The organism is Klebsiella sp. 2019SCSN059, assembly GCF_021739525.1.
GTDB classification, from domain to species: domain Bacteria; phylum Pseudomonadota; class Gammaproteobacteria; order Enterobacterales; family Enterobacteriaceae; genus Klebsiella; species Klebsiella quasipneumoniae.
The window spans coordinates 127514-154254 of the sequence record NZ_JAKKOM010000005.1; the positions used below are offsets into that span (position 1 = coordinate 127514).

Here is a 26741-nt window from a genome sequence, read left to right on the forward strand (position 1 = left end):
CATCATTAGCCCCGGCTTCTGTATTTTTTCTTCCACAGCACCACCAGCGAGCCGACCAGTCCGAAGACCAACAGCGCAACCGGCAGGAGCATCAGGCAGGACATCAGCTGATCTTCATACTTAAGGAATACCGGGGTTTTGCCCAGCAGATAGCCCAGCGAGGTCAGGATGAGCACCCACAGCAGGCCGCTCATCCAGTTAAAGAACTGAAAGCGGGCGTTATTGAGGCCGGAAAGCCCGGCGATGGTCGGCAGCAGCGTGCGCACGAAGGCGATGAAGCGGCCGATCAGCAGCGCGGAGAGCCCATGTTTATGAAACAGGTGATGCGCGCGCTGATGATAGTGAGAGGGCAGATGCGACAGCCAGTTTTGCACGATCCGCGTATTGCCCAGCCAACGCCCCTGGATGTAGCTCAGCCAGCAGCCGAGGCTGGCGGCGGCAGTGAGCAGCAGCAACGTTTCCGGAAAGCCCATCGCCCCTTTGGCGATCAGCACGCCCACGAGCACAAGCAGGCTGTCCCCCGGCAAAAACGCGGCAGGCAGTAACCCGTTCTCAAGGAACAAAATCATAAACAAGACAAAATACAGCATGCCAATCATGGAGGGATTCGCGAGCGTTTCGTAATCCTGAGCCCACAAGGCATTCAATAACTGGGTTAATAGTTCCATTCACGATTCCTGGTACATCGGTTAACGGCACGTCTGAGCGCGCGGCATGTAGGGCGACAAGATTTTTATGAGATTATGGTCGCTGCTTCGGCGCTCTGAACGCTTCCCTGTATAAAATTGAAGTAAGTCGATACCTACTCCCAGAACGGCAAAATGCATCTAATTGTAACAAATCACCTGACTTTCCGTCAGAGAAATTGCAAGGTGTTGCTCGTTGATTTTGCTGATTGCGGCGATGGGAGGCGAGAGGATTTACACAGGCTGACACTATATATGTTTTGCTTACCCCAGCCTGCATGGGGAACAGGCGCGCAGGGGCCGCGCGCCGGGGGGATAAAGGCTTATTTCGCGCCGTTGGCCGCTGTATCGAGATGAACCACCGGGTTTTCGGCAAATAAGTAGCGATCGGCATTAAATTCAAAGTCGTCGCTGGTTTCGTTAAACAGCATTTGCTTGGTATTTTCCAGATGCTGCCACATCGCCAGTTTGGCGGCGTTCGGATCTTTACGCAGCAGAGCCTTCAGGATCTGATCGTGGTCGTCGCACCAGTTATCGACGGTGCGCAGATCGATATGCTCATGCAGCTTTTTCCAGTACGGGTTATGCACGCGCTGGGTCCACATTTTTTCCACGATCGCCGCCAGGGCGCTATTCTGCGTGGCCAGCGCCACCTGGACGTGAAACTGCAGATCCCATTCGGAGTCGCGGAAACACTTCTCGTTGCGCGCTTTCTCCTGAATCTCCATCAGCTTCATGATGTCCTGCTTGGTCACCTGAGTGGCCGCGAATTCGGCGATATTGCTTTCAATAAGCTGCCGCGCCTGCAGCAGCTCAAAGGGGCCATAGTTGGCGAACTCCAGGCTTTCATCGGCCACCTGCTGGTATTTCGGATGGTTGGAGATGACGTGAATGCCCGACCCTTTGCGGACTTCGACATAGCCTTCCACTTCCAGCATGATAATGGCTTCACGAACCACGGTGCGGCTAACGTTTTTTTCATCGGCGATAAAGCGCTCGGCGGGCAGCTTATCCCCTACAAGGTAGACACCTTGTTCGATGCGCGTCTTCAGCTCAGCGGCAAGTTGCTGATAAAGACGGCGTGGTTCAATGATTTCCATATTCGCTCCCGCAAGATGGCGACAATATTCGATTTGTTATACCACTTTTACGCGATTTCCACCACTGGCAGGGATGAAAAAGCCGCCTGAGAAGGCGGCTTGGCAGGCGATCACCTCAGCATAAGCGTCTCTAACTCTGGGTGGCCGGTTTGCGGCTGCTAAGCGGCGTCGTGTCATCGTCAGCCGGTTTGTTTTTCAGCACCGTCCAGATGACCAGCGCGCCCAGCAGGTCAAAGACCGCCAGTACCGCAAACAGCGGGCTGAAACCGATGGTGTCTGCCAGCGCGCCGACGACCAGGGCGAACATGGTGCTCGCCAGCCAGGCGGCCATCCCGGTCAGACCGTTGGCGGTAGCGACTTCGTTACGGCCAAAGACGTCGGAAGAGAGGGTAATCAGCGCCCCGGACAGCGCCTGGTGAGCAAACCCGCCGATGCACAGCAGGGCAATCGCCACGTACGGGCTGGTGAACAGGCCGATCATCCCCGGGCCAATCATCAGCAGGGCGCCCATGGTGACCACCATTTTACGCGACACGATCAGGTTAACGCCGAACCAGCGCTGGAACAGCGGCGGCAGGTATCCACCGACGATGCAGCCGAGGTCGGCGAACAGCATCGGCATCCAGGCGAACATCGCGATCTCTTTCAGGTTAAAGCCGTAAACCTTAAACATGAACAGCGGGATCCAGGCGTTAAAGGTCCCCCAGGCCGGCTCGGCGAGGAAGCGCGGCAGGGCGATACCCCAGAACTGACGGTTGCGCAGGATCTCCCACGGCGACATTTTCTTCGCATTATTGGTCTGGTGTTGAGACTCCTGGCCGCCAATGATGTAGTCGCGTTCTTCGTCAGATAATTTCTTCTGGTCGCGCGGGTGTTTGTAGAAGATCAGCCAGGCGATGGCCCAGGCGAAGCTCAGAACCCCGGAGATAATGAACGCCATCTGCCAGCTGTGCATGACGATCGCCCACACCACCAGCGGCGGCGCGATCATGGCGCCGATAGAGGAACCTACGTTGAAGTAGCCCACCGCGATAGAGCGCTCTTTTGCCGGGAACCATTCGGAGCTGGCTTTCAGCCCGGCGGGGATCATCGCCGCTTCCGCCGCGCCCACCGCGCCGCGGGCCAGCGCCAGTCCGCCCCAGCTGCCGGCGAGGGCGGTCGAGCCGCAGAATATCGCCCAGGCGATAGCGAAGAAGGCATAGCCGACTTTAGTCCCCAGAATATCAAGGACATAACCTGCGACAGGCTGCATGACGGTATAGGCAGCGGAATAGGCTGCAATGATATAGGAGTACTGTTGGGTCGAGATGTGTAACTCTTCCATCAGCGTCGGCGCGGCCGCCGCCACGGTGTTACGGGTCAGGTAGCCCAGCACGGTGCCCAGCGTCACCAGTGCGATCATGTACCAACGTAACCCTTTAATTTTACGCATGTAAACCTCATCGTCTGTAATTTCTCCGCACCAGGTGCGGCCTCTCCTGACGGCGATACGCGGTCGGGAAAGCGAAACGGAGGGTTCAGGAGGGCGGTCCCCTCTGGCCCGAACCTTACCATCAGTTGTTATGTAAAAAGTCGGTATCCATTCCGTATAAGCCGATGCCATAAACACCGGTAAAGCATTCCGTCGGTTTATATGTTGCGACGGCAGAAAGATAACTTGTCATACAACTTTAAAAGTTGAGTGCTGTCACAAAAGCGGGAAAGTTAGTGTGGTCTTTATGATTGGCGAAGAAAGCCAGATACGGCGCGCTCTGGCGAGATGTTTGCCGCGCGCAGGCGGTTTTTTTTATCAGCGTTTATTGATCTAACTCACGAAAAACAGTTCGGTCTGTAGAAATTGGTGTGATAACTTTGTCAGCATTGTAGTCAATCATCTGAAAGGCTCCCGCTCCGGAGCGAAGAGGACACACGAATGACACCGTTTATGACCGAAGATTTTCTACTCGATAGCGAATTTGCCCGCCGCCTGTACCACGATTACGCCAAAGATCAGCCTATTTTCGACTACCATTGCCACCTTCCGCCGCAGCAGGTTGCCGAAAATTACCGTTTCAAAAATCTGTATGACATCTGGCTGAAAGGCGATCATTATAAATGGCGCGCGATGCGCACCAACGGCGTGCCGGAGCGTTTGTGTACCGGTGATGCCTCCGATCGCGAGAAATTTGACGCCTGGGCAGCCACCGTGCCTCACACGATTGGCAACCCGTTATACCACTGGACCCATTTAGAGCTGCGTCGCCCATTTGGTATTACAGGTAAGCTGCTGTCGCCTTCCACCGCCGATGAGATCTGGGACCAGTGCAATGCGTTACTGGCCCAGGACGCCTTCTCCGCCCGCGGGATCATGAAGCAGATGAATGTGAAGATGGTCGGCACCACCGACGATCCGATTGATTCCCTGGAACACCATGCGGTTGTCGCTAAAGACACTTCATTTGATATCAAGGTGTTGCCGAGCTGGCGCCCGGATAAAGCGTTCAACATCGAGCAGGCGACGTTCAATGACTATATGGCTAAGCTGGGTGAAGTGTCCGACACCGATATTCGCCGTTTTGCGGACCTGCAAAGCGCGCTGACCAAACGTCTGGACCACTTTGCCGCTCACGGTTGCAAAGTCTCCGACCACGCCCTGGACGTGGTGCTGTTTGCGGAAGCGACTGACGCCGAGCTGGACGCCATTCTGGCGCGTCGCCTGGCTGGCGAAACCCTCAGCGAACGCGAAGTGGCGCAGTTCAAAACCGCGGTGCTGGTGTTCCTCGGCGCAGAGTATGCCCGTCGCGGCTGGGTGCAGCAGTACCACATCGGCGCGCTGCGCAATAACAACCTGCGTCAGTTCAAACTGTTAGGCCCGGACGTTGGCTTTGACTCGATCAACGATCGCCCGATGGCTGAAGAGCTGTCTAAGCTGCTGAGCAAGCAGAACGAAGAGAATCTGCTGCCGAAAACCATTCTCTACTGCCTGAACCCGCGCGATAACGAAGTGCTGGGCACCATGATCGGTAACTTCCAGGGCGAAGGGATGCCGGGCAAGATGCAGTTCGGCTCCGGCTGGTGGTTCAACGATCAGAAAGACGGCATGGAGCGGCAGATGACCCAGCTGGCGCAGCTCGGCCTGCTGAGCCGCTTTGTCGGGATGCTGACCGACAGTCGCAGCTTCCTCTCCTACACCCGCCACGAATACTTCCGTCGTATTCTGTGCCAGATGATCGGCCGTTGGGTGGCCGCCGGCGAAGCGCCTGCGGATATCGCGCTGCTTGGCGAGATGGTGAAAAACATTTGCTTTAACAATGCGCGTGACTATTTCGCCATTGAACTGAACTAAGACCAGAGGTCGGTTGATATGCAATACATCAAAATCCATTCGCAGGATAACGTCGCGGTCGCGCTGGCGGATATGACGGCCGGTAGCGTGGTGACGATCGACAATGACCCGGTCACCCTCGGTCAGGATATCGTTCGCGGACACAAGTTTGCACTGCGCGCTATCGCGAAAGGGGAAAACGTCGTTAAGTATGGGTTGCCGATTGGCCATGCGCTGGCGGATATCGCGCCGGGCGAGCATGTCCATGCGCACAATACGCGCACCAATCTCAGCGACCTTGACGCGTATCGCTATCAACCGGAGCAGGTTGCCCAACCGCCGCAGCCAGCGGATCGCGAAGTGCAGATTTATCGTCGCGCCAATGGCGACGTCGGGGTGCGCAATGAGCTATGGATCCTGCCGACCGTCGGCTGCGTCAACGCCATGGCCCGTCAGATGCAGAACCGTTTTCTGAAAGAGGCGAACGGCGCCGAAGATATCGATGGGGTGCATCTCTTCAGCCATACCTACGGTTGCTCACAGCTCGGGGACGACCACATCAACACCCGCACCATGCTGCAGAATATGGTCCGCCATCCGAACGCCGGAGCGGTGCTGGTGGTGGGCCTTGGCTGTGAAAACAACCAGGTGGATGCTTTTCGCGAAACGCTGGGCGAGTATGATCCGCAGCGCGTGCACTTTATGGTTTGTCAGCATCAGGACGATGAAGTGGAGGCGGGGGTGGTGCATCTCCACCAGCTGTATGACGTGATGCGTCAGGATAAACGTCAGCCGGGCAAGCTGAGCGAGCTGAAGTTTGGCCTCGAGTGCGGTGGGTCGGACGGCCTGTCCGGCATCACCGCTAACCCGATGCTGGGGCGCTTCTCAGACTATGTGATCGCCAACGGCGGCACCACCGTGCTGACCGAAGTGCCGGAGATGTTCGGCGCCGAACAGCTGCTGATGAGCCACTGCCGCGACGAAGCGACCTTCGACAAGCTGGTGACCATGGTCAATGACTTTAAGCAGTACTTTATCGCTCACGACCAGCCTATTTACGAAAACCCTTCGCCGGGCAACAAGGCCGGGGGGATCACCACCCTCGAAGATAAGTCGCTGGGCTGTACCCAGAAAGCGGGCTCCAGCCAGGTGGTGGATGTCCTGCGCTACGGCGAGCGTCTGAAGGTACATGGTCTGAACTTGCTGAGCGCGCCGGGCAATGATGCTGTCGCCACCAGCGCGCTGGCCGGCGCCGGCTGCCATATGGTGCTGTTCAGCACCGGCCGCGGCACGCCGTACGGCGGCTTTGTGCCGACGGTGAAGATCGCCACCAACAGCGAGCTGGCGGCAAAGAAAAAGCACTGGATCGACTTCGATGCCGGACAGCTGATCCACGGCAAAGCGATGCCGCAGCTGCTGGAGGAGTTCGTGGACACCATTGTGGCTTTCGCCAACGGCAAACCGACCTGTAATGAGCGGAATGACTTCCGCGAGCTGGCCATCTTTAAAAGCGGTGTTACCCTGTAAAGGCGCATTCATATTGGCGCCCGGGCGGCGTTGATTGCGCATTGGCCTGATAGCGCAGCGTCATCGGGTAAGCAACAGCGGCGTTTCAGCCTGTGAAGCGCCGTTTGTTTTTTTCTCTCAGGGAGCTTTCATGACCGCATATTGGCTGGCCCAGGGGGTCGGCGTCATCGCCTTTCTTATCGGCATTACCACCTTTATCAACCGCGACGAACGTCGCTTCAGGCTTCAGCTGGCGGTCTATAGCGGCGTTATCGGCGTCCATTTCTTCCTGATGGGCGCCGCGCCTGCCGGGATGAGCGCCGGGCTTAATGCGCTCCGCACGGTCATTTCCCTGCGCACCCGCAGCCTGTGGGTGATGACGATCTTTATCCTGCTGACGCTGATCCTCGGCCTTGGCAAGCTGCAGCATGCTATGGAGCTGCTGCCGATTATTGGCACTGTCGCCAGCACCTGGGCGCTGTTTCGCTGTAAAGGGCTGACCGTCCGCTGCGTGATGTGGTGCTCCACCGCCTGCTGGGCGACGCATAACCTGTGGCTGGGTTCCATCGGCGGGACGCTGATTGAAGGCAGCTTCCTGATCGTCAACGGCCTGAACATTATTCGCTTCCGCCGGATGCAAAAGCGGGGTATCGACCCGTTCAGGGTTGAAAACGCGGTGCAGGAAGAGAGCCCCTCCGCACGGTAGCGGAGGGGAAAGGCATTAGCTACGCAGGGCGTTTTTCGCCAGCTGGTCGTCTTCCGCCATGCAGGCGGCGGCGGTAAACAGGGCGTCGGTGGAGGAGTTCAGCGCGGTTTCGCAAGAATCCTGCAGCACCCCGATGATAAAGCCGACGGCAACCACCTGCATCGCCACATCGTTCGGAATACCAAACATATTACAGGCCAGCGGGATCAGCAGCAGCGAACCGCCCGCCACGCCGGAGGCGCCGCAGGCGCACAGCGAAGCGACCACGCTCAGCAACAGCGCCGTCGGCAGATCCACCGGAACATTCAGCGTATGGACCGCCGCCAGCGTCAGCACGGTGATCGTGATTGCCGCGCCCGCCATATTGATGGTTGCCCCCAGCGGAATGGAGACCGAATAGGTATCGCGATCCAGGTTCAGCTTCTCACACAGCGCCATATTCACCGGAATATTAGCGGCGGAGCTGCGGGTGAAAAACGCGTAGACGCCGCTTTCGCGCAGGCAGGTCAGCACCAGCGGATAGGGGTTGCGGCGGAGCTTCCAGAACACCAGCAGCGGATTAATCACCAGCGCCACCAGCAGCATACAGCCCACCAGCACCAGCAGCAGCTGGGCGTAACCCCACAGGGTTTCAAAACCGGTAGTCGCCAGGGTGGAAGAGACCAGACCGAAGATCCCCAGCGGCGCAAAGCGGATCACCACTTTAACGATAAAGGTCACCGCGTGGGAGACATCGTTGATCAGGTTTTTAGTGCTGTCGTTACCCTGGCGCAGGGCGAAGCCAAGGCCCACCGCCCACACCAGAATACCGATATAGTTGGCGTTCAGCAGGGCGTCGATCGGGTTGGACACCATGCTCATTAGCAGGCCGCGCAGCACCTCAACAATCCCCGACGGCGGCGTGATGCTGTCGGCGGCGGTGGTTAAGTGCAGGGTCGAGGGAAAGACAAAACTGAACAACACCGCGGTCAGCGCCGCGCTGAAGGTGCCCAGCAGATAGAGAAACAGAATGGGGCGGATACTGGTTTTTTGTCCGTGCTGATGGTTGGCGATCGAGGCCATGACGAGCATCAATACCAGCACCGGCGCTACCGCCTTCAACGCGCCGACGAACAGGGTCCCCAGCAGGCCGACGGCGATGGCCGCAGGCTTAGAGACCAGCGCCAGCAGCACGCCAAGTACCAGGCCGACTAAAATTTGTTTCACCAGGCTGCCTTGTGCCAGGCGGGAAAGCCACCCTGATGAGGGAGTGCGTGTGGTCATAATTCATTCCTTCCAGTGATGTAGCAAGCCATCCCAGCCACGTATTATTTGTTACGTTTATGTCAGGATGTAAGTATATGTTTGCATAGTCGAGTATACGGAAAGAATGACGGGCGGGAAGCGCAAAATACTGTGATTTTAATCTGGATCTTATTTTTTAACTATGTAGCAACATAATTGTGACATGAGCAGGCATTATCGTTACGAAAAGATCTGCTATAGCCGATTACCGCGCCGCCAGCGGGGGCCGACGGCGCGCCAGGCAGGTTACTCAGGCAGTTTGCGCTGCTTGTCGTGCTGCTTGTTGACCCAGGCGTTAATCAACAGCGTGACGGTCAGGATACCACCCACGACCCCCAGCGAGATGGCGACCGGGATATGGTAGAAATCGACGATCAGCATCTTCACGCCAATAAACACCAGGATCACCGACAGGCCATATTTGAGCATCGAGAAGCGCTCAGCGACCCCCGCCAGCAGGAAGTACATGGCGCGCAGGCCGAGAATGGCAAACAGGTTCGAGGTCAGCACGATAAACGGGTCGGTGGTGACCGCGAAGATCGCCGGGATACTGTCGACGGCGAATATCACATCGCTTAGCTCGACCAGAATCAACACCAGCAGCAGCGGCGTGGCGAACAGCACCCCGTTTTTACGGGTGAAGAAGCGCTCGCTCTCGATTTTATCGGTCATTCGCAGATGGCTGCGGATCCAGCGCACCAGCGGTTTGTCGCCGATGCCGGAATCGTCCTCTTTCGCCAGCGCCATCTTCACGCCGGTAAACAGCAGGAAGGCGCCGAAGACGTACAGCAGCCAGTCGAACTGGGAGATAAGCCAGCTGCCGGCGAAGATCATAATGGTGCGCAGAACAATCGCCCCGAGGACGCCATACACCAGCACCCGGCGCTGCAGAGCAGGCGGCACGGCGAAGTAGCTGAACAGCATCAGCCAGACGAAGACGTTATCGACTGCCAGCGCTTTTTCAATCAGATAGCCGGTGAGGAAGGCCAGGGCCTGCGGATCGGCGACGGCGCGGCCCTGGGTTTGCACCAGGTACCACCAGAACGCGGCGTTAAACAACAGAGAAAGTGTGACCCAGAGGATAGACCAGCCAGCGGCCTGCTTCATGGTCATGCTATGCGAACCGCGTCGTCCCTGAAGCAGCAGGTCGATCGCCAACATGATCGCGACGACGACAGCGAATCCACCCCATAGCAACGGCGTGCCGACAGTATTCATTTGATATTCCTTACATAAAAACAAAAACGGCTGACGTCGGAAGACGGCAGCCGCTGCGCTTTTATGCATAGACCTCGCCTTCCGGCAAGGTCTCACTTACAACAACCAAAGTTCATCGCGATGGGCTTTGGTAATTGCCCGGCGACCGGATGCGGTGTTACACGCATCGTAATGACGATCGGCCGGCAAGGAAGTTACTCCCCTTTGCTCGTAACAAAATATGTCACGGGGCGGTTTTCGTCAATGGCGGCCAGACGGGCCTTTACACTCTTTTACGCCAGCGGCTGCGTATCGGCCGGGAAGATCACCCCGGTCTGGCGACGAATTTCGCTCGACAGTTTCGCCGTGATACGGCTCACTGCCAGGCCCGGATGGTCGACATCGTCTGTTTCCACCAGCCGCGCGAAGGTCTCCGCCTCGTACAGCATAGTATTGATATGCTGCGGCTGCGTCAGGTCCTGGGCTTTGCCGCCGCGCGGCACAAACGCCAGCTTCTGGCACTCGGAGATTTTTTCGATCACTAATACGCCGTCTTCGCCCTGAATTTCACTGGGGATCGCCGAGTCGCTCACCTTGGAATGATGCAGCGTCACGTCGAAGTCGCCGTAGCTCAGCACCACGGTGCCCTGGGCGTCCACGCCGCTGTCCAGCAGGCTGGCGGTGGCATGAACAGCCCGCGGTTCGCCCCACAGCGCCACAGCGGACGCCAGGCAATAGAAGCCGATATCCATAATCGAACCGTTGGAGAACGCCGGATTAAAGGTGTTGGGGTTTTCGCCGTCGAGGTAGCGCTGGTAGCGCGAAGAGTACTGGCAGTAGTTAATGAAGGCTTTACGCAGTTTACCCACTTTGCCGAGGGTTTCCTTCAGCAGCAGAAAGTTGGGCAGGCTGGCGGTTTTGAAGGCTTCAAACAGCACCACGTTGTTGGCTTTCGCCACCGCGATGGCCGCCTCGACCTCCTGCAGATTCGACGCCAGCGGTTTTTCGCAAATGACGTGCTTTTTGTGGCTCAGGAACAGCCGCGTCTGCGGGAAGTGCAGGGAGTTCGGGCTGGCGATATATACCGCGTCAATGGCGTCGCTTTGCGCCAGCGACTCCAGCGAGGTAAACAGATGCTCGACCGGATAGTCATTGGCGAAGGCTTGCGCCTGTTCGAGGCTGCGGGAGTAGATGGCGGTAAGTTTATATTTGCCGGTTTCATGGGCGGCATCGACAAACTGCTTAGTGATCCAGTTTGTGCCAACAACTGCGAAACGTATCATAAACGGTGACGAACTCCATTAAAGGGAACCTGTCGTCACTCTATCATGCCCCCATGACAAAACCAGTGCGTGACTACGCAGAACGATTTAACGAAAGGTGCGTCAGCCACAGGCGGGTGTCGAACTCCAGCTGATGGTACTGCGGCTCCATATGGCAGCACAGCTGGTAGAAGGCTTTGTTGTGCTCCTTCTCTTTCAGATGCGCCAGTTCATGGACCACGATCATCCGCAAAAAGTCCTCCGGCGCGTCGCGAAATACCGTCGCCACGCGGATCTCCGCTTTGGCTTTCAGCTTGCCGCCCTGAACGCGGGAAATGGCGGTATGCAGGCCGAGCGCATTGTTCAGCACGTGGATCTTACTGTCATACATCACTTTGTTGATCGGCGCCGCGCCGCGCAGAAAGCGGTTTTTCAAATCCTGGGTGTACTGATATAGCGCTTTATCGCTGTTAACGTCGTGCCCATGCGGATAGCGCTTTTGCAGCACCTCTCCAAGGCGGTTTTGCTCGATTAACGTGGTCACCTGCGCCAGCAGCGATTCAGGATAGCCCTGTAAATAAATGAGTTTTGTCATCGTCTTATCATTATGTCTGTCAGGAGGGCAGTTCAGCCACGGTCATGGTAAAGACCAGCGGCGCGGGCCCCGCATTCCGGTACCCGTGCTCTGTTTCGGTACGGGCCACCGCGGATTCCCCGGCCGCCACCGTGCGGCAGGTTTCGCCAAGCGTCAGCGTCAGCGCGCCGGCTTCCACGTGCAGCAGCTCGAAGGTCGTCGCCGGATGGCCGGGCGAGGTAAAGGCTTCGCCGGGCTGCATCTCCCAGCGCCACAGCTCAATCATATTCGGCCCGGCGGTGCCGGCGAGGAGCCTGGCGCTGCCCCCCAGCGGGCCTTGCCAGAGGGTGGGGATCTGCTCGGCGGGAATAATATGCAACGCGGGTTCGCTAGCCACATTGACAATATCCGCCACCGAGACGCCCAGCGCGGCGGCGAGTTTGCAGAGGATCGCAATGCTGGGGTTGGCGGCCTCTTTTTCCATCTCGACCAGCATACCTTTGCTGATGCTGGCCCGGCGCGACAGCTCGTCCAGCGACATTTTTTTCGCTTTACGGTAGGCCTTCAGCCGCGTGGCGACGGCGCGACTTATCTGGTCGACATCAGATCCTGAATCGGTCGTTATATTGACTTTTACGTTCATTGGTCACTATGATGAAACAAATTGGTCATTACAGGATTATCGAATGCGTAGCGTAACGCCGTCAATCGAATCTGCGGTCAGCCGCCTGGCGCCGGGCTTTCGGGCATTAAGTATTGTGGTGGAGAGCGCGCCGGTGGCCAATCCCGCCGTCGCGGAACAGGCGCTGGCCGAGGCCTGCCTGGTGGTGCAGCAGGATGATGTGCCCTGGGCGCAAGCGCACCTGGCGGCATGGGATGAAGCGTTCAGCGCCTTCGGCGCGAAGGCGAAACGTACCCCCTGTTCGGCGCAGGCGCTGCGCAAGCGGGTGCTGAAGGAGGGGAGCCTCCCGGCCATCGATCCGGTGGTGGATATCTACAACGCGATCAGCATTCGCTATGCCATCCCGGTCGGTGGGGAAAATCTGGCCGCCTACCGTGGCGAACCGCGACTGGCCATTGCCCGCGGCGATGAGCCATTCGATACGCTAAAATCGGCAGAGCCGGTGGTGGAATATCCAGAGCCGGGCGAAGTCATCTGGCGGGATGATATAGGCGTAACCTGCCGACGCTGGAACTGGCGGCAGGGCGTACGCACCCGGCTGGACAGCGGCGCGCAGACGATGTGGTTTATTCTCGAAAGCCTGCCGGCGATGCCGTTGTCGGCCCTGCATGAGGCGGGAGAGCGGCTGGTAGGCTATCTGCAGCAGCTGATGCCCGGCGCCCGCGCCTCGATAACGCTGCTGCGAGCCGATGACGAGAGCGATCTACGCTGAGCGGCGATGATCAGCGATCTCTCTTCAACTGGACAGGATTTGCGTATAAACTCGCGGGTTTTACTATTCCGGAGGCGGAGAGGCGATGAGCCAGGCAGAGTTAAACGGTGAGTTATTCACATTAGAGCGGTTCCCACCTAACGCTGAAGAAGAAGCGCTTCAGGCGTGGGAAGCGGCGGATGAATATCTGCTGCAACAGGTGAATGACGTCGACGGCCTGACGCTCATCTTCAACGACGGCTTCGGCGCGCTCGCCTGCGCGCTGGCGGAACGCAACCCGGTGAGCATCAACGACTCCTTTATCTCCGAGCTGGCGACCCGCCACAACCTGCGGATGAACGGCATTGATGAAGAGAGTGTGCGTTTTCAGGATAGCCTGAGCCCGCTGCCGGCCGCGCCGGCGCTGGTGCTGATTAAGGTGCCAAAGCAGCTGGCGCTGCTGGAACAGCAGCTGCGCGCCCTGCGCGAAGTGGTGACGCCGGAAACCCGCATTATCGCCGCGGCGAAAGCGCGCGATGTGCATAACTCGACGCTGGCGCTGTTTGAAAAGATCCTCGGCACCACCACCACCTCGCTGGCGTGGAAAAAAGCGCGTCTGATCCACTGCGTTTTCACCGCCCCTGAGCTTGCCGATGCGCCGCAAACCTACAGCTGGAAGCTGGACGGCACGCCGTGGACCATCCACAACCATGCCAACGTCTTTGCCCGCAGCGGTCTGGATATCGGCGCGCGCTTCTTCCTGCAGCATTTACCGTCTGATTTAGAAGGCGAGATCGCCGATCTCGGCTGCGGCAACGGAGTGATTGGCCTGCAGGTGCTGGCGCAGAACCCCCATGCCCGCGTGATGTTCACCGATGAGTCGCACATGGCGGTGGCTTCCAGCCGGTTGAACGTTGAGCACAACCTGCCGGACGATATTGACCGTTGTGAATTTATGGTCAACAACTCGCTCTCCGGCATTGAGCCGGACCGCTTTACGGCGATCCTGTGCAATCCGCCGTTCCACCAGCAGCACGCCATTACCGACCATATCGCCTGGCAGATGTTTAACGACGCCCGCCGCAGCCTGAAATACGGCGGCGAGCTGTACGTCGTCGGCAACCGTCATCTCGACTACTTCCGTAAGCTGAAGCGCGCTTTTGGTAACTGCACGACGATTGCGACGAACAATAAGTTCGTCATTTTGAAAGCAACGAAGGTGCGTAAACAGCGCTGATCCGTGTGGCTATTTCCCCGGCTTGCGGCTGTCGCCTTAGCCGGGCTACCGACTGTCGCCTTAGCCGGGCTACCGACTGTCGCCTTAGCCGGGCTACCGGCTGTCGCCTTAGCCGGGCTACCGACTGTCGCCTTAGCCGGGCTACCGACTGTCGCTTTAGCCGGGCTACCGTTCGGGATTATCGTGGTAGCCCGGGGAAGGCGCATCGCGCCGCCCCCGGGACACGGCTAAATCGCCAGGGCCAGCTTCGTGCCCTGGGCAATCGCCCGGCGCGCATCCAGCTCCGCCGCCACGTCGCAGCCGCCGATCAAATGCACCGTTTTTCCCGCCGCGCGCAGCGGATCCGCCAGTTCACGGCGCGGCTCCTGACCGGCGCAGATCACGACATGATCCACCGCCAGCAGCTGGCGCTCGCCGCCGATCGTCACGTGTAATCCCTCATCATCGATCTTCTCATAGCTGACCGCCGGGATCATTTTCACGCCGCGCGCCAGCAGCGTGGCGCGGTGGATCCAGCCGGTGGTTTTGCCGAGCCCGTCGCCCGGTTTGCTCGCCTTGCGCTGCAGCATCACAATCTGTCGCGGGCTTTGACTCAGCTGCGGGCCTTCAGGACGCAGCCCGCCCGCCGTCCGCAGGCTGGTATCGATACCCCATTCGCGACAGAACTCGCCGATATCCTGGCTGGTGGCCCCCCCCGACTGGCTTAAATACATCGCGGTGTCGAAGCCGATGCCGCCGCAGCCGATAATCGCCACCTTCGCGCCAACCGGCGCTTTATCGCGTAAGACATCCAGGTAGCTGAGCACCTTGGGATGATCGATCCCGACGATCGCCGGCAGGCGCGGGGCAATGCCGGTGGCGAGGATCGTCTCATCGAACGCCAGCAGATCGTCTGCCGTGACGCGGGTGTTCAGACGTAGATCGACGCCGTTAAGATCGAGCATTCTACGGTAGTAGCGCAGGGTTTCATGAAACTCCTCTTTGCCGGGGATCTGTTTGGCGATATTAAACTGGCCGCCGATCTCCGGGAGGGCATCGAACAACGTGACGTGATGACCGCGGGCGGCGGCGTTAACCGCGAAGGCCAGACCGGCAGGCCCGGCGCCGACCACCGCCAGCCGCTTAGGGGCGTTGGCAGGCAGGACCGGCATCAAGGTTTCATGGCAGGCGCGCGGGTTGACCAGACAGGAGGTGACTTTGCCGACGAAGATCCGATCGAGACACGCCTGGTTGCAGCCGATGCAGGTGTTGATCTCATCGGCGCGATCGCTCTGTGCTTTCGACATAAATTCGGCATCGGCAAGGAACGGGCGGGCCATTGAGACCATGTCGGCATCGCCGCGGGCGAGGATCGCCTCCGCGACCTGCGGATCGTTGATGCGGTTGGTGGTGATCAGCGGGATCGACACCGCGCCCTTCAGTTTGCGGGTGACCCAGCTAAAGGCGCCGCGCGGTACCGGAGTGGCGATGGTCGGAATGCGCGCTTCGTGCCAGCCGATGCCGGTGTTGATGATCGTCGCCCCCGCCGCCTCGATGGCTTTGGCCAGCGCGGTGACTTCCGCCAGCGTGCTGCCGTCGTTAACCAGATCGAGCATCGACAGACGGTAGATGATAATGAAATCGTGACCGGCGCGCTGGCGCACGGCCTTGACTACTTCAACGGCGAAACGCATCCGGCGCGCGTAATCGCCGCCCCATTGATCGTTGCGCTGGTTAGTGCGCGCGGCGAGGAATTCGTTAATCAGATAGCCCTCAGAGCCCATCACCTCCACGCCGTCATAGCCTGCTTCCCGCGCCAGCTGGGCGCAGTGGGCAAAATCATCGATCAGCGTGAGGATCTCATCGTGGCTCAGCTCATGAGGGGTGAACCGGTTAATCGGCGCCTGCAGAGAAGAGGGGGCGACCAGCGCAGGCTGGTAGCTGTAGCGCCCGGTGTGCAGGATCTGCAGGGCGATTTTACCGCCTTCCTGATGTACCGCGTCGGTGATCTGGCGATGATGCGCCAGATGGCTGGCATCGTTGAGTACCGCGCCGCCGGCCATGGTCACCCCGGACGGGGCGGGCGCGATGCCGCCGGTGACGATCAGCGCCACGCCGTGCCGCGCGCGCTCGGCGTAAAAGGCCGCTAACCGTTGCGCGCCGTCGGGCAGTTCTTCCAGACCGGTATGCATGGAGCCCATCAACACGCGGTTTTTGAGGGTGGTGAAGCCCAGCTCAAGCGGGGCGAAAAGCGACGGGTAGCGGCTCATAATGGCTTCCAATGTAAAATTATTGTTATGTGGTCGGATGAGTTACTAATTTAGCCGTCGTGGAGAAAAAGGGAAAAGGGGAGTGCGGTGATTGTGATGGGATTCAAAGAACGGCGAAGCGTTGCCCCTCTCCCAAAGGGAGAGGGGCGAGCGGGCACTGAAAATCAGGCTTCGCGCTGAACGGTTCCCTCTCCCGCCGGGAGAGGATTAGGGTGAGGGGGAAGACACAGCGCGCTGGCGGCGTTCGAGGCCCGGCGCCTGCCACATCGACGTTGTCAGCCCGCTATCGACAAGACCAAGCTGATCGGCATATACCGACTGCCATTTACTCATCATCTCCTGATACAGCTCGCGATGCTGCGGATTAGGGGTGAACTCGCGGTGCCAGCTCACTAACTTTTCTCCGGCGCTGGCCATGTCGCCGTACAGCCCGGCGCCAGCGCCGGCGGCGATGGCGCAGCCGAGGGCGGTGGCTTCGCGGACCACCGGCACCCGCACCGGCAGGCCGGTGACGTCGCTGAGGATCTGGCTCCACAGCGCTCCCTTCGAGCCGCCGCCGGCAAACACCAGGCTATCGAAAGTCACCCCGGAAAACTGCGATATCTGCGCCAGGTTGCAGGCGGAGACAATCGCCGCGTTCTCCTCCAGGGCGCGGAACAGAGTGGCTTTATTGCACTTCTCCGGATCGATGGAGAGGTTAATAAACGACGGCGCGGCGTGGTACCACTGCTTAAAGTGCATGGCGTCGGAAAAAATAGGCATCACGCCGTGGGAACCGGCGGGTACGCGGCTGGCCATCTCCTCCAGCAGCGAATAGGCATCGACGCCGAGGCGCTCGGCAATCAGCTTTTCTTCAGCGCAGAAGGCGTCGCGGAACCAGCGCATGGTCAGGCCGGTAAAAAAGCTGATGGACTCCGCCTGCGCCATGCCGGGAATGACGTGAGGGTTAACGCGAATATTCATCTGCGGGTCGGTGCGCACCTGCGGCAGATTCACCACCTGCTGCCAGAAGGTGCCGCCGAGCACTGCGCTTTGTCCGGCGCGCACCACCCCGAGTCCCAGGCAGCCGAGCTGCACGTCGCCGCCGCCCATCACCACCGGCGTCCCGGCGCGCAGGCCGCTCTGCTGGGCTGCCGTATCGGTGACGGCGCCCAGCAGCGTGCCGGTCTCTTTCACCGGCGACAGCATATCGGCGCGCAGCCCGGCCATATCCAGCAGCGCCGGACGCCAGTCGCGGCTGAACAGATCGAGCATGCCGGTGGTGCCCGCGTTTGACGGGTCGACCGCCAGCTCGCCGGAAAGCTTCGCCGCCAGCCAGTCGCTGATCATGGTGATGGTCGCCGCCTTGCGGTAGATATCGGGCCGATGGTGCGCCAGCCACAGCAGGCGCGGCATCGCGCTGAGCGCCAGCGTTTGCCCGGAGACCTCGTACACCTCGGATTCAAAACGATAGTCGTGGATCTCTTTAAGCTCTGCGACTTCGCGGCTGGCGCGGGCATCAACGTTGGCGCAGGCCCAGATGGCCTCGCCGTTGCGGTCATAGAGGACGATCCCTTCGCGCATCGAACAGCAGGCGACGGACTGAATATCGGCGGGAGAGAGCCGGGCGGCGTCGAGCGCCTGGCGAATGCACTGGCAGGCCAGCTGCCAGTTGGTGGTAAGGTCGAACTCCATCGAGCCGGGGACGTTATCGACGCTCAGGTGTTTCCATTCGGCCTGGCCCACCGCCAGCTGGCGGCCATTGAGATCGAAAATGACCGCCCGAATGCTGCCGGTCCCGGCATCTAACGCTAACAGGTAACTCATGACATGCGCCTCGCTGTTGTCGCGCGGCGCCGGGCCTTCAGGAGGCCAGCGCGAGCACCGCGCGTGCTGTTGTCTCTTCCGTTACCAGGCCATTAATCCGCTTGCCAATCAGAGCGGCATGAATCGCCTGCGCTTTTTGTTCTCCTCCGGCGACGCCGACGATGGTCGGCAGCTGCGCCAGCTCATCCAGGGTCACGCCGAGCAGTTCCCGATGGATCTCCAGCCCCTCTACCGGCCGGCCGTCGGCCTGCAGGAAATAACCTAAAATGTCGCCGACCGCCCCTTTGCGGGCGTACATCAGCTGTTCGCCCTCGCTGATATAGCCGGAGCGCAGAATGGTCGCGTCGCGCCGCTGATCGATAGCGCCAATGCCAACCACCGCCGCGTCCGCCGCCGTCGCCGCCAGCATCACATCGCGCACGCTGGATTCGCGGCGCAGGATTTCGGCGACCTCCGCCGACGAGACCCGCAGCGGCGCCGGAATAATGCTCACGCTGCAGGCGGCATCCAGCTGACCGATGCCGGTCATATAGGGGCCGACGCCGCCGGAGAGGGTCACCAGCCGCACCTGCTGCGAGCCGATAAAGCCGCTGAGATGCTGCAGGCAGCTCATGGTGGCTTCGCCGAAGCCGACCGCCAGCAGCTGTCCCGGTTGCAGAATCCCCATCAGCGACTGCGCCGCGCCGATCCCCAGCCGGGTATTCATCGGCGGGGTGTTGAGCGCCGGCAGCACGCGAGCAATCTTGAGGCCAAAGCGCTGCTGGAGTTCGCTTTCCAGCGCCAGACAGCCTTCATAGCGCGAGTTGATCTGCACGCGGATCACCCCGGACTGGCGACCTTTCTCCAGCAGGCGGGAAATCTTCAGCCGCGGCAGCCCCAAACGCTCGCCGATGTCGTTTTGCGTCAGGCCGTCGTGGTAGTAACACCACGCCACCCGCGCCACCAGCTCTTCCTCGGCTAACGCCAGCCCGGCGTAGCGATGGTCTTCCGTAATGCGTTTTTCGCTCATAAATTGAACTCTTATAAAAATTTAGATCATATGTTCGCTATTGCGCGGTCGGAAAGTGTGAGCCGACTGGCAAAACGGATCTTTCCTCTCTGGCCCCTTTTTTCCGGACGATCTAAAGCGCCAAACTGTGATCTTCGCACGGTTGTAAATATAGTTCACCGTCTACGCTTTTGAACATTATTAAATTTAAAAATCATTTGTTCAAACGAGGCGCGACGATGAAGCCACTGCTTGAAGCTCGCCAGATCCGCAAACAGTTCTCCGGCGTTGCCGTGCTGAAGGGCATCGACTTTACGCTATGCGCGGGCCAGGTGCATGCGCTGATGGGGGGCAACGGCGCGGGTAAATCGACGCTGATGAAGATCATCGCCGGCGTCGAAACCCCGGATAGCGGTGAACTGACGATCGGCGAACGCGCGTTTGCGCGCCTTAACCCGGCGCTGGCCCACCAGCTGGGCATCTATCTGGTGCCGCAGGAGCCGATGCTGTTTCCCAACCTCAGCGTGCGCGAGAACATTCTCTTTCGTCTGCCGAAGCGGGCGGATACCGCCGCGCGGCTGCAGGAAAAACTGCAGCAGCTGAACTGCCAGATCAACCTGGACGCCAGCGCCAGCACGCTTGAGGTAGCCGATCAACAGATGGTCGAGATCCTGCGCGGCCTGATGCGCGAGGCGCGGATCCTGATCCTTGATGAACCCACCGCCTCTTTAACGCCGGGCGAAACGGAAAGGCTGTTTCAGCAGATCCGGGCATTGCAGGGGCTCGGCGTGGGGATCGTCTTTATCTCGCACAAACTGCCGGAAATCCGCCAGCTTGCCAGCCATGTGTCGGTGATGCGCGATGGGGCGGTAGTGCTCAGCGGCGAAACGGCGGGCTACGGCGACCAACAGCTTATCAGCGCCATGACGCCGGCCAGCCGCGACCATGCGCTGAGCGACACGCAAAAGCTGTGGCTGGCGCTGCCGGGCAACCGCCGCACCCAGGCGCAGGATTTTCCCGTTTTGCGGGTGGAGGATCTCACCGGCGAAGGTTTTATCGATCTCAGTCTGGAGATCCGCGCCGGGGAGATCGTCGGCCTCGCCGGGCTGGTGGGATCCGGGCGCACCGAATTTGCCGAAACCTTATACGGCCTGCGTCCGCCGCGCGCCGGGCGGATCTGGCTGGAGAACCGCGAGATTAGTCAGGAGAGCACCCGCGCCAGGCTGGCCAGCGGGCTGGTCTATCTACCCGAAGACCGCCAGGTCTCCGGGCTGTTTCTCGATGCGCCGGTGCGCTGGAACACGGTGATGTTCAATCAGCCGTCGTGGTGGCAGCAGGGGAAACGGGAGGCGGCGGTGGTCGAACGCTATCACCGGGCGCTGGGGATCAAGCTGGCCGATGGCGATCAGCCGGTGCGTACCCTCTCCGGCGGCAACCAGCAGAAGGTGCTGCTGGCGCGCTGTCTGGAGGCTAACCCGCTGCTGTTGATTGTTGATGAACCGACGCGCGGCGTGGATGTCTCCGCCCGCGCCGATATCTATCAGTTGCTGAAAAGCGTTGCCGCGCAAAATGTGGCGGTGCTGATGATCTCCAGCGATCTGGATGAGTTCGTTGGCCTGGCCGACCGGGTGTTGGTGATGCATCAGGGCCGCTACAGCGGCGAACTGGCGCGGCAGGCGGTGACCGTCGATCGCATGATGATCCTGGCCTTTGGAGGGCAGGCATGAAAACGTTACTCAAGAATCGCGAACTGAGTGCCTTCTTCGCCATCGTGGCGCTGTTTGCCGTGCTGGTGGCGCTCAATCCGGCCTATTTCAGCCTGCAGACGCTGGCAATGATTTTCGCCAGCTCGCAAATCCTGTGCCTGCTGGCGCTGGGGGCAACGCTGGTGATGCTGACCCGCAATATCGACGTGTCGGTGGGCTCCACCGTTGGCCTGAGCGCCATCGCCGTTGGGGTGGCGCTGAACAACGGCTACGGGCTGGCGACGGCGATCGCCTTCGCGCTGGCGATTGGCGCGCTGGCTGGGGCTTTTAACGGCCTGCTGGTGGTGGGGCTGCGCATTCCGGCGATCGTCGCCACCCTCGGCACGCTGGGGTTGTATCGCGGGGTGATGTTGCTGTGGACCGGCGGGAAATGGATCGAAGGCTTGCCCGATAGCCTGAAATCGCTCTCGGAGCCGCTGTTTATCGGCGTCTCGCCGCTGGGCTGGCTGGTGCTGGCGCTGCTGCTGGCGGGCGCATGGCTGCTGTCGCGCACCGCCTCTGGGCGTGATTTCTATGCCGTTGGCGATAACCTCGCCGCTGCCCGCCAGCTGGGCGTGGCGGTCAACCGCACGCGGATGCTGGCCTTTACCCTCAACGGTATGCTGGCGGCCTGCGCCGGGATCGTTTTCGCCGCGCAGATTGGCTTTGTGCCCAATCAGACCGGCAGCGGTCTGGAGATGAAAGCCATCGCCGCCTGCGTGCTGGGCGGAATTTCGCTGCTCGGCGGCACCGGCACCCTGCTCGGCGCGTTTCTCGGCGCCTTCTTCCTCACCCAAATCGACACCGTGCTGGTGCTGTTCCGCCTTCCCGCCTGGTGGAATGACTTTATCGCCGGCCTGGTCCTGCTCGGGGTGCTGGTCCTTGATGGCCGCCTGCGCCAGGCGCTGACCCGCCATCAGCGGGCGCTGAAGTACAGCCGTTTCCAGCCCGGCAACAAAGGGGGCAAACAGGTTGCCCGCTTTCCCGAACGCAAAAGCAAAGAGGTGGCGTAAATGAAGCTGAAGCTTAACTGGGAAAGCGCGCTGCTGGCGTTGTTAGTCGTGGAAATCCTGCTGTTCGGCGCGCTGAATCCGCGCATGCTGGATCTCAATATGCTGCTCTTTAGCACCAGCGACTTTATCTGCATCGGCATCGTCGCGCTGCCGCTGACGCTGGTGATCATCAGCGGCGGGATCGATATTTCGCTGGGCTCGACCATCGGCCTGTGCGCCATCGCCCTCGGGGTGATGACCCAGACGGGCTGGCCGCTGTGGCTGGCGGTGTCGCTGACGTTGCTGCTGGGGCTGCTGTGCGGGTTAATCAACGCCGCGCTGATCCACTACACCGGCATCAGCCCGCTGGTGATCACCCTCGGGACGCTGTATCTGTACGGCGGCGACGCGCTGCTGCTTTCCGGCATGGCCGGCGCCACCGGCTATGAAGGGATCGGCGGCTTTCCCGACAGCTTCACCGCCTTCGCCAATTTAACCCTGGGCGGGCTGCCGCTGCCGCTGGTGCTGTTCGCGGTTATCACCTTTCTCTTCTGGCTGCTGGCCCATCGCGGGCGCTTTGGCCGCCATCTTTTTTTACTCGGGCAAAACCCGCGCGCCGCCCGCTATGCCGCGCTGTCGGTCAACGGCATCCCGTATGTGCTGTATGGCCTGGTGGGCGTGGCGTCGGCGGTGGCGGCGCTGGTGATGGTCTCCTATTTTGGCTCGGCGCGTTCGGATTTAGGCCATGACCTGCTGATGCCGGCGCTGACCACGGCGGTGCTCGGCGGGGCCAATATTTACGGCGGCTCGGGATCGATACTGGGTACCGCGCTGGCGGCATTGCTGGTGGGGTATCTGCAACAGGGTTTACAGATGGTCGGCATCCCCAACCAGGTGTCGAGCGCGCTGTCAGGGGCGCTGTTGGTGGTGGTGGTGATGGGGCGTTCGCTGAGCCTGCACCGTGAATGGGTGCGCGCGACCTGGCGGCGTCTTTTCTCGCGTAAAACAATCGGAGCATAAACATACGATGAAAACCAAACGAATCCTCCAGACGAGCGTCCTGGCGCTGGCGTTAAGCGTGGCAACCGCCCAGGCGGCGGACCGCATTGCCTTTATACCTAAGCTGGTCGGCGTGGGCTTCTTTACCAGCGGCGGCAACGGCGCGAAAGAGGCGGGGAAAGCGCTGGGCGTGGATGTCACCTATGACGGCCCCACCGAGCCCAGCGTCTCCGGCCAGGTGCAGCTGATCAACAACTTCGTCAACCAGGGCTACAACGCGATTATCGTCTCCGCCGTCTCGCCGGACGGCCTGTGTCCGGCGCTGAAGCGGGCGATGCAGCGCGGGGTGAAGGTCCTGACCTGGGATTCCGATACCAAACCGGAGTGCCGCAGCATCTATATCAATCAGGGCACGCCGCAGCAGCTCGGCGGCCTGCTGGTGGAGATGGCGGAAAAGCAGGTGACCAGGCCCGCTGCCAAAGTGGCGTTTTTCTACTCCAGCCCGACGGTGACCGACCAGAACCAGTGGGTGAAGGAAGCCAAAGCCAAAATCGAAAAAGAACATCCGCAGTGGCAAATCGTCACCACCCAGTTCGGCTATAACGATGCCACCAAATCGTTGCAAACCGCCGAGGGGATCTTAAAAGCGTATCCCGATCTTGACGCCATTATCGCGCCGGATGCCAATGCCCTGCCGGCGGCGGCGCAGGCGGCGGAAAACCTCAAGCGCCAGGGCGTGGCGATCGTCGGCTTTAGTACCCCCAACGTAATGCGCCCGTACGTGGAGCGCGGCACGGTGAAAGCCTTTGGCCTGTGGGATGTGGTTCAGCAGGGCAAAATTGCGGTTAACGTCGCCGATCGTCTGCTGAAAAAGGGCGATCTTAACGTCGGCGACAGCGTTGAGGTGAAAGATATCGGCTCGCTGAAGGTCGAACCGAACAGCGTGCAGGGCTACCAGTATGAGGCGAAGGGCAACGGTATCGTGCTGCTGCCGGAGCGCGTGGTGTTCAGCAAAGAGAACATCAATAACTACGACTTCTGACGGAGGATGAGATGGCTGATTTAGACGATATCAAAGAGGGCAAGGACTTCGGCCTCGACCGCCCGCAGCAGAACACGCTGTATACCCTGAAAGGCTGCGGCTCGCTGGACTGGGGCATGCAGTCGCGGCTGGCGCGAATTTTTAATCCGCACAGCAACCGCACGGTCATGCTGGCCTTCGATCACGGTTACTTCCAGGGACCCACCACCGGGCTGGAGCGCATCGATCTGTCGATTGCGCCGCTGTTCGAGGAAACCGACGTGCTGATGTGCACCCGCGGCGTACTGCGCAGTCAGGTGCCGGCCGCGACCAACAAACCGGTGGTGCTGCGCGCCTCCGGCGGCAACTCGATCCTCAGCGAACTTTCCAACGAGTGCGTGGCGGTGGCGATGGAAGATGCGCTGCGCCTGAACGTCTGCGCAGTGGCGGCGCAGGTCTATATCGGCAGCCAATACGAACATCAGTCGATCAACAACATCATCAAACTGGTGGACGCCGGCAACCGCTACGGTATGCCGGTACTGGCGGTGACCGGCGTCGGCAAAGAGATGACCCGCGATGCGCGCTACTTCTCGCTGGCCAGCCGGATTGCCGCCGAAATGGGGGCGCAGTTTGTGAAGACCTATTTCGTTGAGGAAGGCTTTGAAAAAGTGACCGCCAGCTGCCCGGTGCCGATCGTCATCGCCGGGGGGAAAAAGCTGCCGGAGCATGAGGCGCTGGAGATGTGCTGGCGGGCGATCGACCAGGGGGCGTCCGGGGTGGATATGGGGCGCAATATCTTCCAGTCCAGCGCCCCGCGCGCAATGCTGAAGGCGGTGAAAAAGGTGGTGCATGAGAATCTGAACGCGCGCGAAGCGTACCAGTTCTGGCAGGAAGAGAAACAGGGAGAGCGGAAATGAATGTGACGCTGGTGGAGATCAATATCAAACCCGAGCGGGTGGATGAGTTTCTCGAGGTGTTCCGCGCCAACCACGAAGGGGCGCTGCGGGAGCCGGGCAACCTGCGCTTTGATGTTCTGCAGGATCCGGAGGTGAAGACCCGCTTTTTTATCTACGAAGCCTATAAAGACGATGAAGCGGTGCTGGCGCACAAGAAGACCCCGCACTATTTAGCCTGCGTCGAAAAGCTGGAAGAGATGATGTCGCAGCCGCGGCAGAAGCGCAGCTTTATCGGCCTGCTACCGCAGGTGTGAGGGAAATCCAGAGCAGAAGATAATCCCGGTCCTCTTCCATTGGGAGAGGACCGGGGGGAGGGGCAGTTTATTACGCCTCTTCAACCGAGACGCGCAGGGCCGCCAGCGCCTTACGCGCCGCCTTCAGCACCTGCTCGCACTGCTCAAGGGTGAGGGTCAGCGGCGGTTCAACGCGGATCGTCTTGGCGTTATTTAACGTCCCGGCGACCAGCACCCGCTGTCTGAACATCTCGCTGGCAAAGTCGTAGCCAATCTCGTTATCGACAAACTCGATGGCCATCAGCATGCCTTTCCCGCGTACTTCATTCACCAGGTCCGGATACTCCTGCGCCAGCAGGCGGAAACCGTCCAGCAGCATATCGCCTTTCTGCGCCGCCTGCGCCGGCAGGTTTTGCGACAACAGCACGTTGATGGTCGCCAGCGCCGCCGCACAGGCCAGCGGGTTGCCGCCGAAGGTCGTGGTGTGCAGGAACGGGTTGTCGAACAGCACCGAGAAGACCTCTTCCGTCGCCACCGTCGCGCCGATCGGCATCACGCCGCCGCCGAGCGCTTTCGCCAGACACAGAATGTCGGGCTGAACGTTCTCATGCTCGCAGGCGAACATCTTGCCAGTGCGGCCCATGCCGGTCTGCACTTCGTCGAGGATCAGCAGGGCGCCAAACTCGTCGCACAGCTTACGCACCGCCGGCAAATACCCCGTCGGCGGCAGGATCACGCCCCCTTCGCCCTGAATCGGCTCAAGGATCACCGCCGCGACGTCGTCGCCGGTTTTCTTGCACTCGCTCAGCATGGTGCGCATGGCGTTGATATCGCCGAACGGCACATGGCGGAAGCCCGGCAGCAGCGGCATAAACGGTTTGCGGAAAGTCGACTTGGCGGTGGCCGACAGCGCGCCCAGCGATTTGCCGTGGAAGGCGCCGCTGGTGGCGATGAAGGTGAATTTACCGCGCGGCGACTGATAGGCTTTCGCCAGCTTGATGGCCGCCTCTACCGATTCGGTACCGCTGTTGCAGAAGAAGCTGTACTTCAGTTTGCCGGGCGTTAAGGCCGCCAGGGTTTTCGCCAGCATCGCGCGTAGCGGATCCAGCAGTTCCTGGCTGTGAAGCGGTTGTTTCGCGAGTTGATTCTCGACGGCGGATACCACAACTGGATTACGGTGCCCTACATTGAAGATGCCAAACCCGCCAAGGCAGTCGATAAACTCCTGTCCCTGGGTGTCGACAAGCGTATTTAACCCTCCCGCTTGCCACTCTACGGCTCCGTAATCCCCGCCGGCTGTGACCGATTTTCGATACTCTAAAAACCCCGGATTCACATGCTCTTTAAAGTATTCTCTGACCTCCTGGTTAAGTGCTTTCATTTCCTCATGGTCAAGCGTGCGCTTTTCAATGAGATTCAGTGCGTGTGCGCTGCAGGCCAGAGCCGATGCGCTGGAAGGTAACCTGTTCAAAATGTGCTCCTGGGGCGGACGTATCACACGATACTGGATTAAGTATTGC

Annotated in this window: 23 protein-coding genes; 11 read left to right on the plus strand and 12 right to left on the minus strand. The window is 60.0% G+C overall.

The features are described from left to right. Nucleotides 1-5 precede the first annotated feature (5 nt). The 3 genes from yqjA to L2I46_RS08405 all read right to left on the minus strand — a co-directional run bounded on the left by yqjA (nucleotide 6) and on the right by L2I46_RS08405 (nucleotide 3218). Complete coding sequence (yqjA, locus tag L2I46_RS08395; protein WP_023291090.1) at nucleotides 6-668, minus strand: DedA family general envelope maintenance protein YqjA; 663 nt, start codon at nucleotides 666-668, stop codon at nucleotides 6-8. A gap of 341 nt (nucleotides 669-1009) precedes the next feature. Then, nucleotides 1010-1786, minus strand: coding sequence for a transcriptional regulator ExuR (gene exuR, locus L2I46_RS08400; RefSeq protein WP_004206120.1), 777 nt, complete (start codon nucleotides 1784-1786; stop codon nucleotides 1010-1012). A gap of 130 nt (nucleotides 1787-1916) precedes the next feature. After that, on the minus strand, nucleotides 1917-3218 hold the full coding sequence (locus tag L2I46_RS08405) for an MFS transporter (RefSeq protein WP_023291089.1): 1302 nt from the start codon (nucleotides 3216-3218) through the stop codon (nucleotides 1917-1919). Nucleotides 3219-3698: 480 nt separating this feature from the next. Between L2I46_RS08405 and uxaC the strand changes: the two genes are divergently transcribed. The 3 genes from uxaC to L2I46_RS08420 all read left to right on the plus strand — a co-directional run bounded on the left by uxaC (nucleotide 3699) and on the right by L2I46_RS08420 (nucleotide 7302). Further along, nucleotides 3699-5111 carry a glucuronate isomerase gene (uxaC, locus tag L2I46_RS08410; RefSeq protein ID WP_023291088.1) on the plus strand — a complete coding sequence of 471 codons (1413 nt, stop codon included), beginning with the start codon at nucleotides 3699-3701 and terminating at the stop codon, nucleotides 5109-5111. Nucleotides 5112-5129: 18 nt separating this feature from the next. After that, nucleotides 5130-6617: a UxaA family hydrolase gene (locus L2I46_RS08415; RefSeq protein ID WP_236947741.1), complete on the plus strand. Its 1488-nt coding sequence runs from the start codon at nucleotides 5130-5132 to the stop codon at nucleotides 6615-6617. Nucleotides 6618-6747: 130 nt separating this feature from the next. After that, nucleotides 6748-7302: a YgjV family protein gene (locus tag L2I46_RS08420; RefSeq protein ID WP_049013415.1), complete on the plus strand. Its 555-nt coding sequence runs from the start codon at nucleotides 6748-6750 to the stop codon at nucleotides 7300-7302. A gap of 15 nt (nucleotides 7303-7317) precedes the next feature. On the opposite strand, the gene sstT is transcribed toward L2I46_RS08420, so the two are convergent. The 5 genes from sstT to L2I46_RS08445 all read right to left on the minus strand — a co-directional run bounded on the left by sstT (nucleotide 7318) and on the right by L2I46_RS08445 (nucleotide 12262). After that, nucleotides 7318-8565 carry a serine/threonine transporter SstT gene (sstT, locus tag L2I46_RS08425; protein ID WP_121936548.1) on the minus strand — a complete coding sequence of 416 codons (1248 nt, stop codon included), beginning with the start codon at nucleotides 8563-8565 and terminating at the stop codon, nucleotides 7318-7320. A gap of 267 nt (nucleotides 8566-8832) precedes the next feature. Continuing rightward, a complete protein-coding gene (locus L2I46_RS08430) occupies nucleotides 8833-9804 on the minus strand; it encodes a TerC family protein (protein WP_004188496.1) in 972 nt (323 codons plus the stop codon). 272 nt (nucleotides 9805-10076) lie between these two features. After that, a complete protein-coding gene (locus L2I46_RS08435; protein ID WP_032454157.1) occupies nucleotides 10077-11066 on the minus strand; it encodes a Gfo/Idh/MocA family protein in 990 nt (329 codons plus the stop codon). A 73-nt stretch (nucleotides 11067-11139) separates the two neighbouring features. Beyond that, on the minus strand, nucleotides 11140-11640 hold the full coding sequence (locus L2I46_RS08440; protein WP_032454156.1) for a M48 metallopeptidase family protein: 501 nt from the start codon (nucleotides 11638-11640) through the stop codon (nucleotides 11140-11142). A 19-nt stretch (nucleotides 11641-11659) separates the two neighbouring features. Then, complete coding sequence (locus L2I46_RS08445) at nucleotides 11660-12262, minus strand: helix-turn-helix domain-containing protein (protein WP_032454155.1); 603 nt, start codon at nucleotides 12260-12262, stop codon at nucleotides 11660-11662. A gap of 43 nt (nucleotides 12263-12305) precedes the next feature. On the opposite strand from L2I46_RS08445, the gene L2I46_RS08450 reads away from it, so the two are divergent. Together L2I46_RS08450 and rlmG are read left to right on the plus strand one after the other, a co-directional pair. Beyond that, complete coding sequence (locus L2I46_RS08450; protein WP_032454154.1) at nucleotides 12306-13013, plus strand: B3/B4 domain-containing protein; 708 nt, start codon at nucleotides 12306-12308, stop codon at nucleotides 13011-13013. Nucleotides 13014-13098: 85 nt separating this feature from the next. After that, nucleotides 13099-14229: a 23S rRNA (guanine(1835)-N(2))-methyltransferase RlmG gene (rlmG, locus tag L2I46_RS08455; protein ID WP_236947743.1), complete on the plus strand. Its 1131-nt coding sequence runs from the start codon at nucleotides 13099-13101 to the stop codon at nucleotides 14227-14229. Between the two features lie 227 nt (nucleotides 14230-14456). Here rlmG and L2I46_RS08460 read toward each other — a convergent pair whose 3' ends face one another. The 3 genes from L2I46_RS08460 to lsrR form a co-directional block, all read right to left on the minus strand. Next, nucleotides 14457-16478 carry an NADPH-dependent 2,4-dienoyl-CoA reductase gene (locus L2I46_RS08460; RefSeq protein ID WP_044524818.1) on the minus strand — a complete coding sequence of 674 codons (2022 nt, stop codon included), beginning with the start codon at nucleotides 16476-16478 and terminating at the stop codon, nucleotides 14457-14459. Between the two features lie 207 nt (nucleotides 16479-16685). Then, the gene (lsrK, locus tag L2I46_RS08465) at nucleotides 16686-18284 is read right to left on the minus strand and encodes an autoinducer-2 kinase (protein WP_085551354.1); all 1599 of its coding nucleotides are present in this window, start codon (nucleotides 18282-18284) and stop codon (nucleotides 16686-16688) included. Nucleotides 18285-18321: 37 nt separating this feature from the next. Then, entirely contained in the window at nucleotides 18322-19293 is a 972-nt protein-coding gene (gene lsrR / locus L2I46_RS08470) for a transcriptional regulator LsrR (RefSeq protein WP_004206105.1), read from the minus strand. A 218-nt stretch (nucleotides 19294-19511) separates the two neighbouring features. Between lsrR and lsrA the strand changes: the two genes are divergently transcribed. From lsrA to lsrG, 6 genes are read left to right on the plus strand one after another with little or no spacing between them, the layout of a single operon-like run. Continuing rightward, nucleotides 19512-20999, plus strand: a complete 1488-nt coding sequence (gene lsrA / locus L2I46_RS08475) for an autoinducer 2 ABC transporter ATP-binding protein LsrA (protein ID WP_105490927.1) — start codon at nucleotides 19512-19514, stop codon at nucleotides 20997-20999. Further along, nucleotides 20996-22030, plus strand: a complete 1035-nt coding sequence (gene lsrC, locus L2I46_RS08480; protein ID WP_023291075.1) for an autoinducer 2 ABC transporter permease LsrC — start codon at nucleotides 20996-20998, stop codon at nucleotides 22028-22030. Before lsrA ends, lsrC begins: the two co-directional genes overlap by 4 nt. After that, nucleotides 22031-23029 carry an autoinducer 2 ABC transporter permease LsrD gene (gene lsrD / locus L2I46_RS08485; protein ID WP_236947745.1) on the plus strand — a complete coding sequence of 333 codons (999 nt, stop codon included), beginning with the start codon at nucleotides 22031-22033 and terminating at the stop codon, nucleotides 23027-23029. Between the two features lie 7 nt (nucleotides 23030-23036). Continuing rightward, nucleotides 23037-24050, plus strand: a complete 1014-nt coding sequence (gene lsrB / locus L2I46_RS08490) for an autoinducer 2 ABC transporter substrate-binding protein LsrB (protein WP_064155346.1) — start codon at nucleotides 23037-23039, stop codon at nucleotides 24048-24050. Nucleotides 24051-24061: 11 nt separating this feature from the next. Further along, nucleotides 24062-24949 carry a 3-hydroxy-5-phosphonooxypentane-2,4-dione thiolase gene (gene lsrF / locus L2I46_RS08495; RefSeq protein ID WP_023291072.1) on the plus strand — a complete coding sequence of 296 codons (888 nt, stop codon included), beginning with the start codon at nucleotides 24062-24064 and terminating at the stop codon, nucleotides 24947-24949. Then, entirely contained in the window at nucleotides 24946-25242 is a 297-nt protein-coding gene (gene lsrG / locus L2I46_RS08500; RefSeq protein WP_004181386.1) for a (4S)-4-hydroxy-5-phosphonooxypentane-2,3-dione isomerase, read from the plus strand. Before lsrF ends, lsrG begins: the two co-directional genes overlap by 4 nt. A gap of 70 nt (nucleotides 25243-25312) precedes the next feature. On the opposite strand, the gene ygjG is transcribed toward lsrG, so the two are convergent. Then, nucleotides 25313-26692, minus strand: a complete 1380-nt coding sequence (ygjG, locus tag L2I46_RS08505; protein WP_236947746.1) for a putrescine aminotransferase — start codon at nucleotides 26690-26692, stop codon at nucleotides 25313-25315. Nucleotides 26693-26741 lie beyond the last annotated feature (49 nt).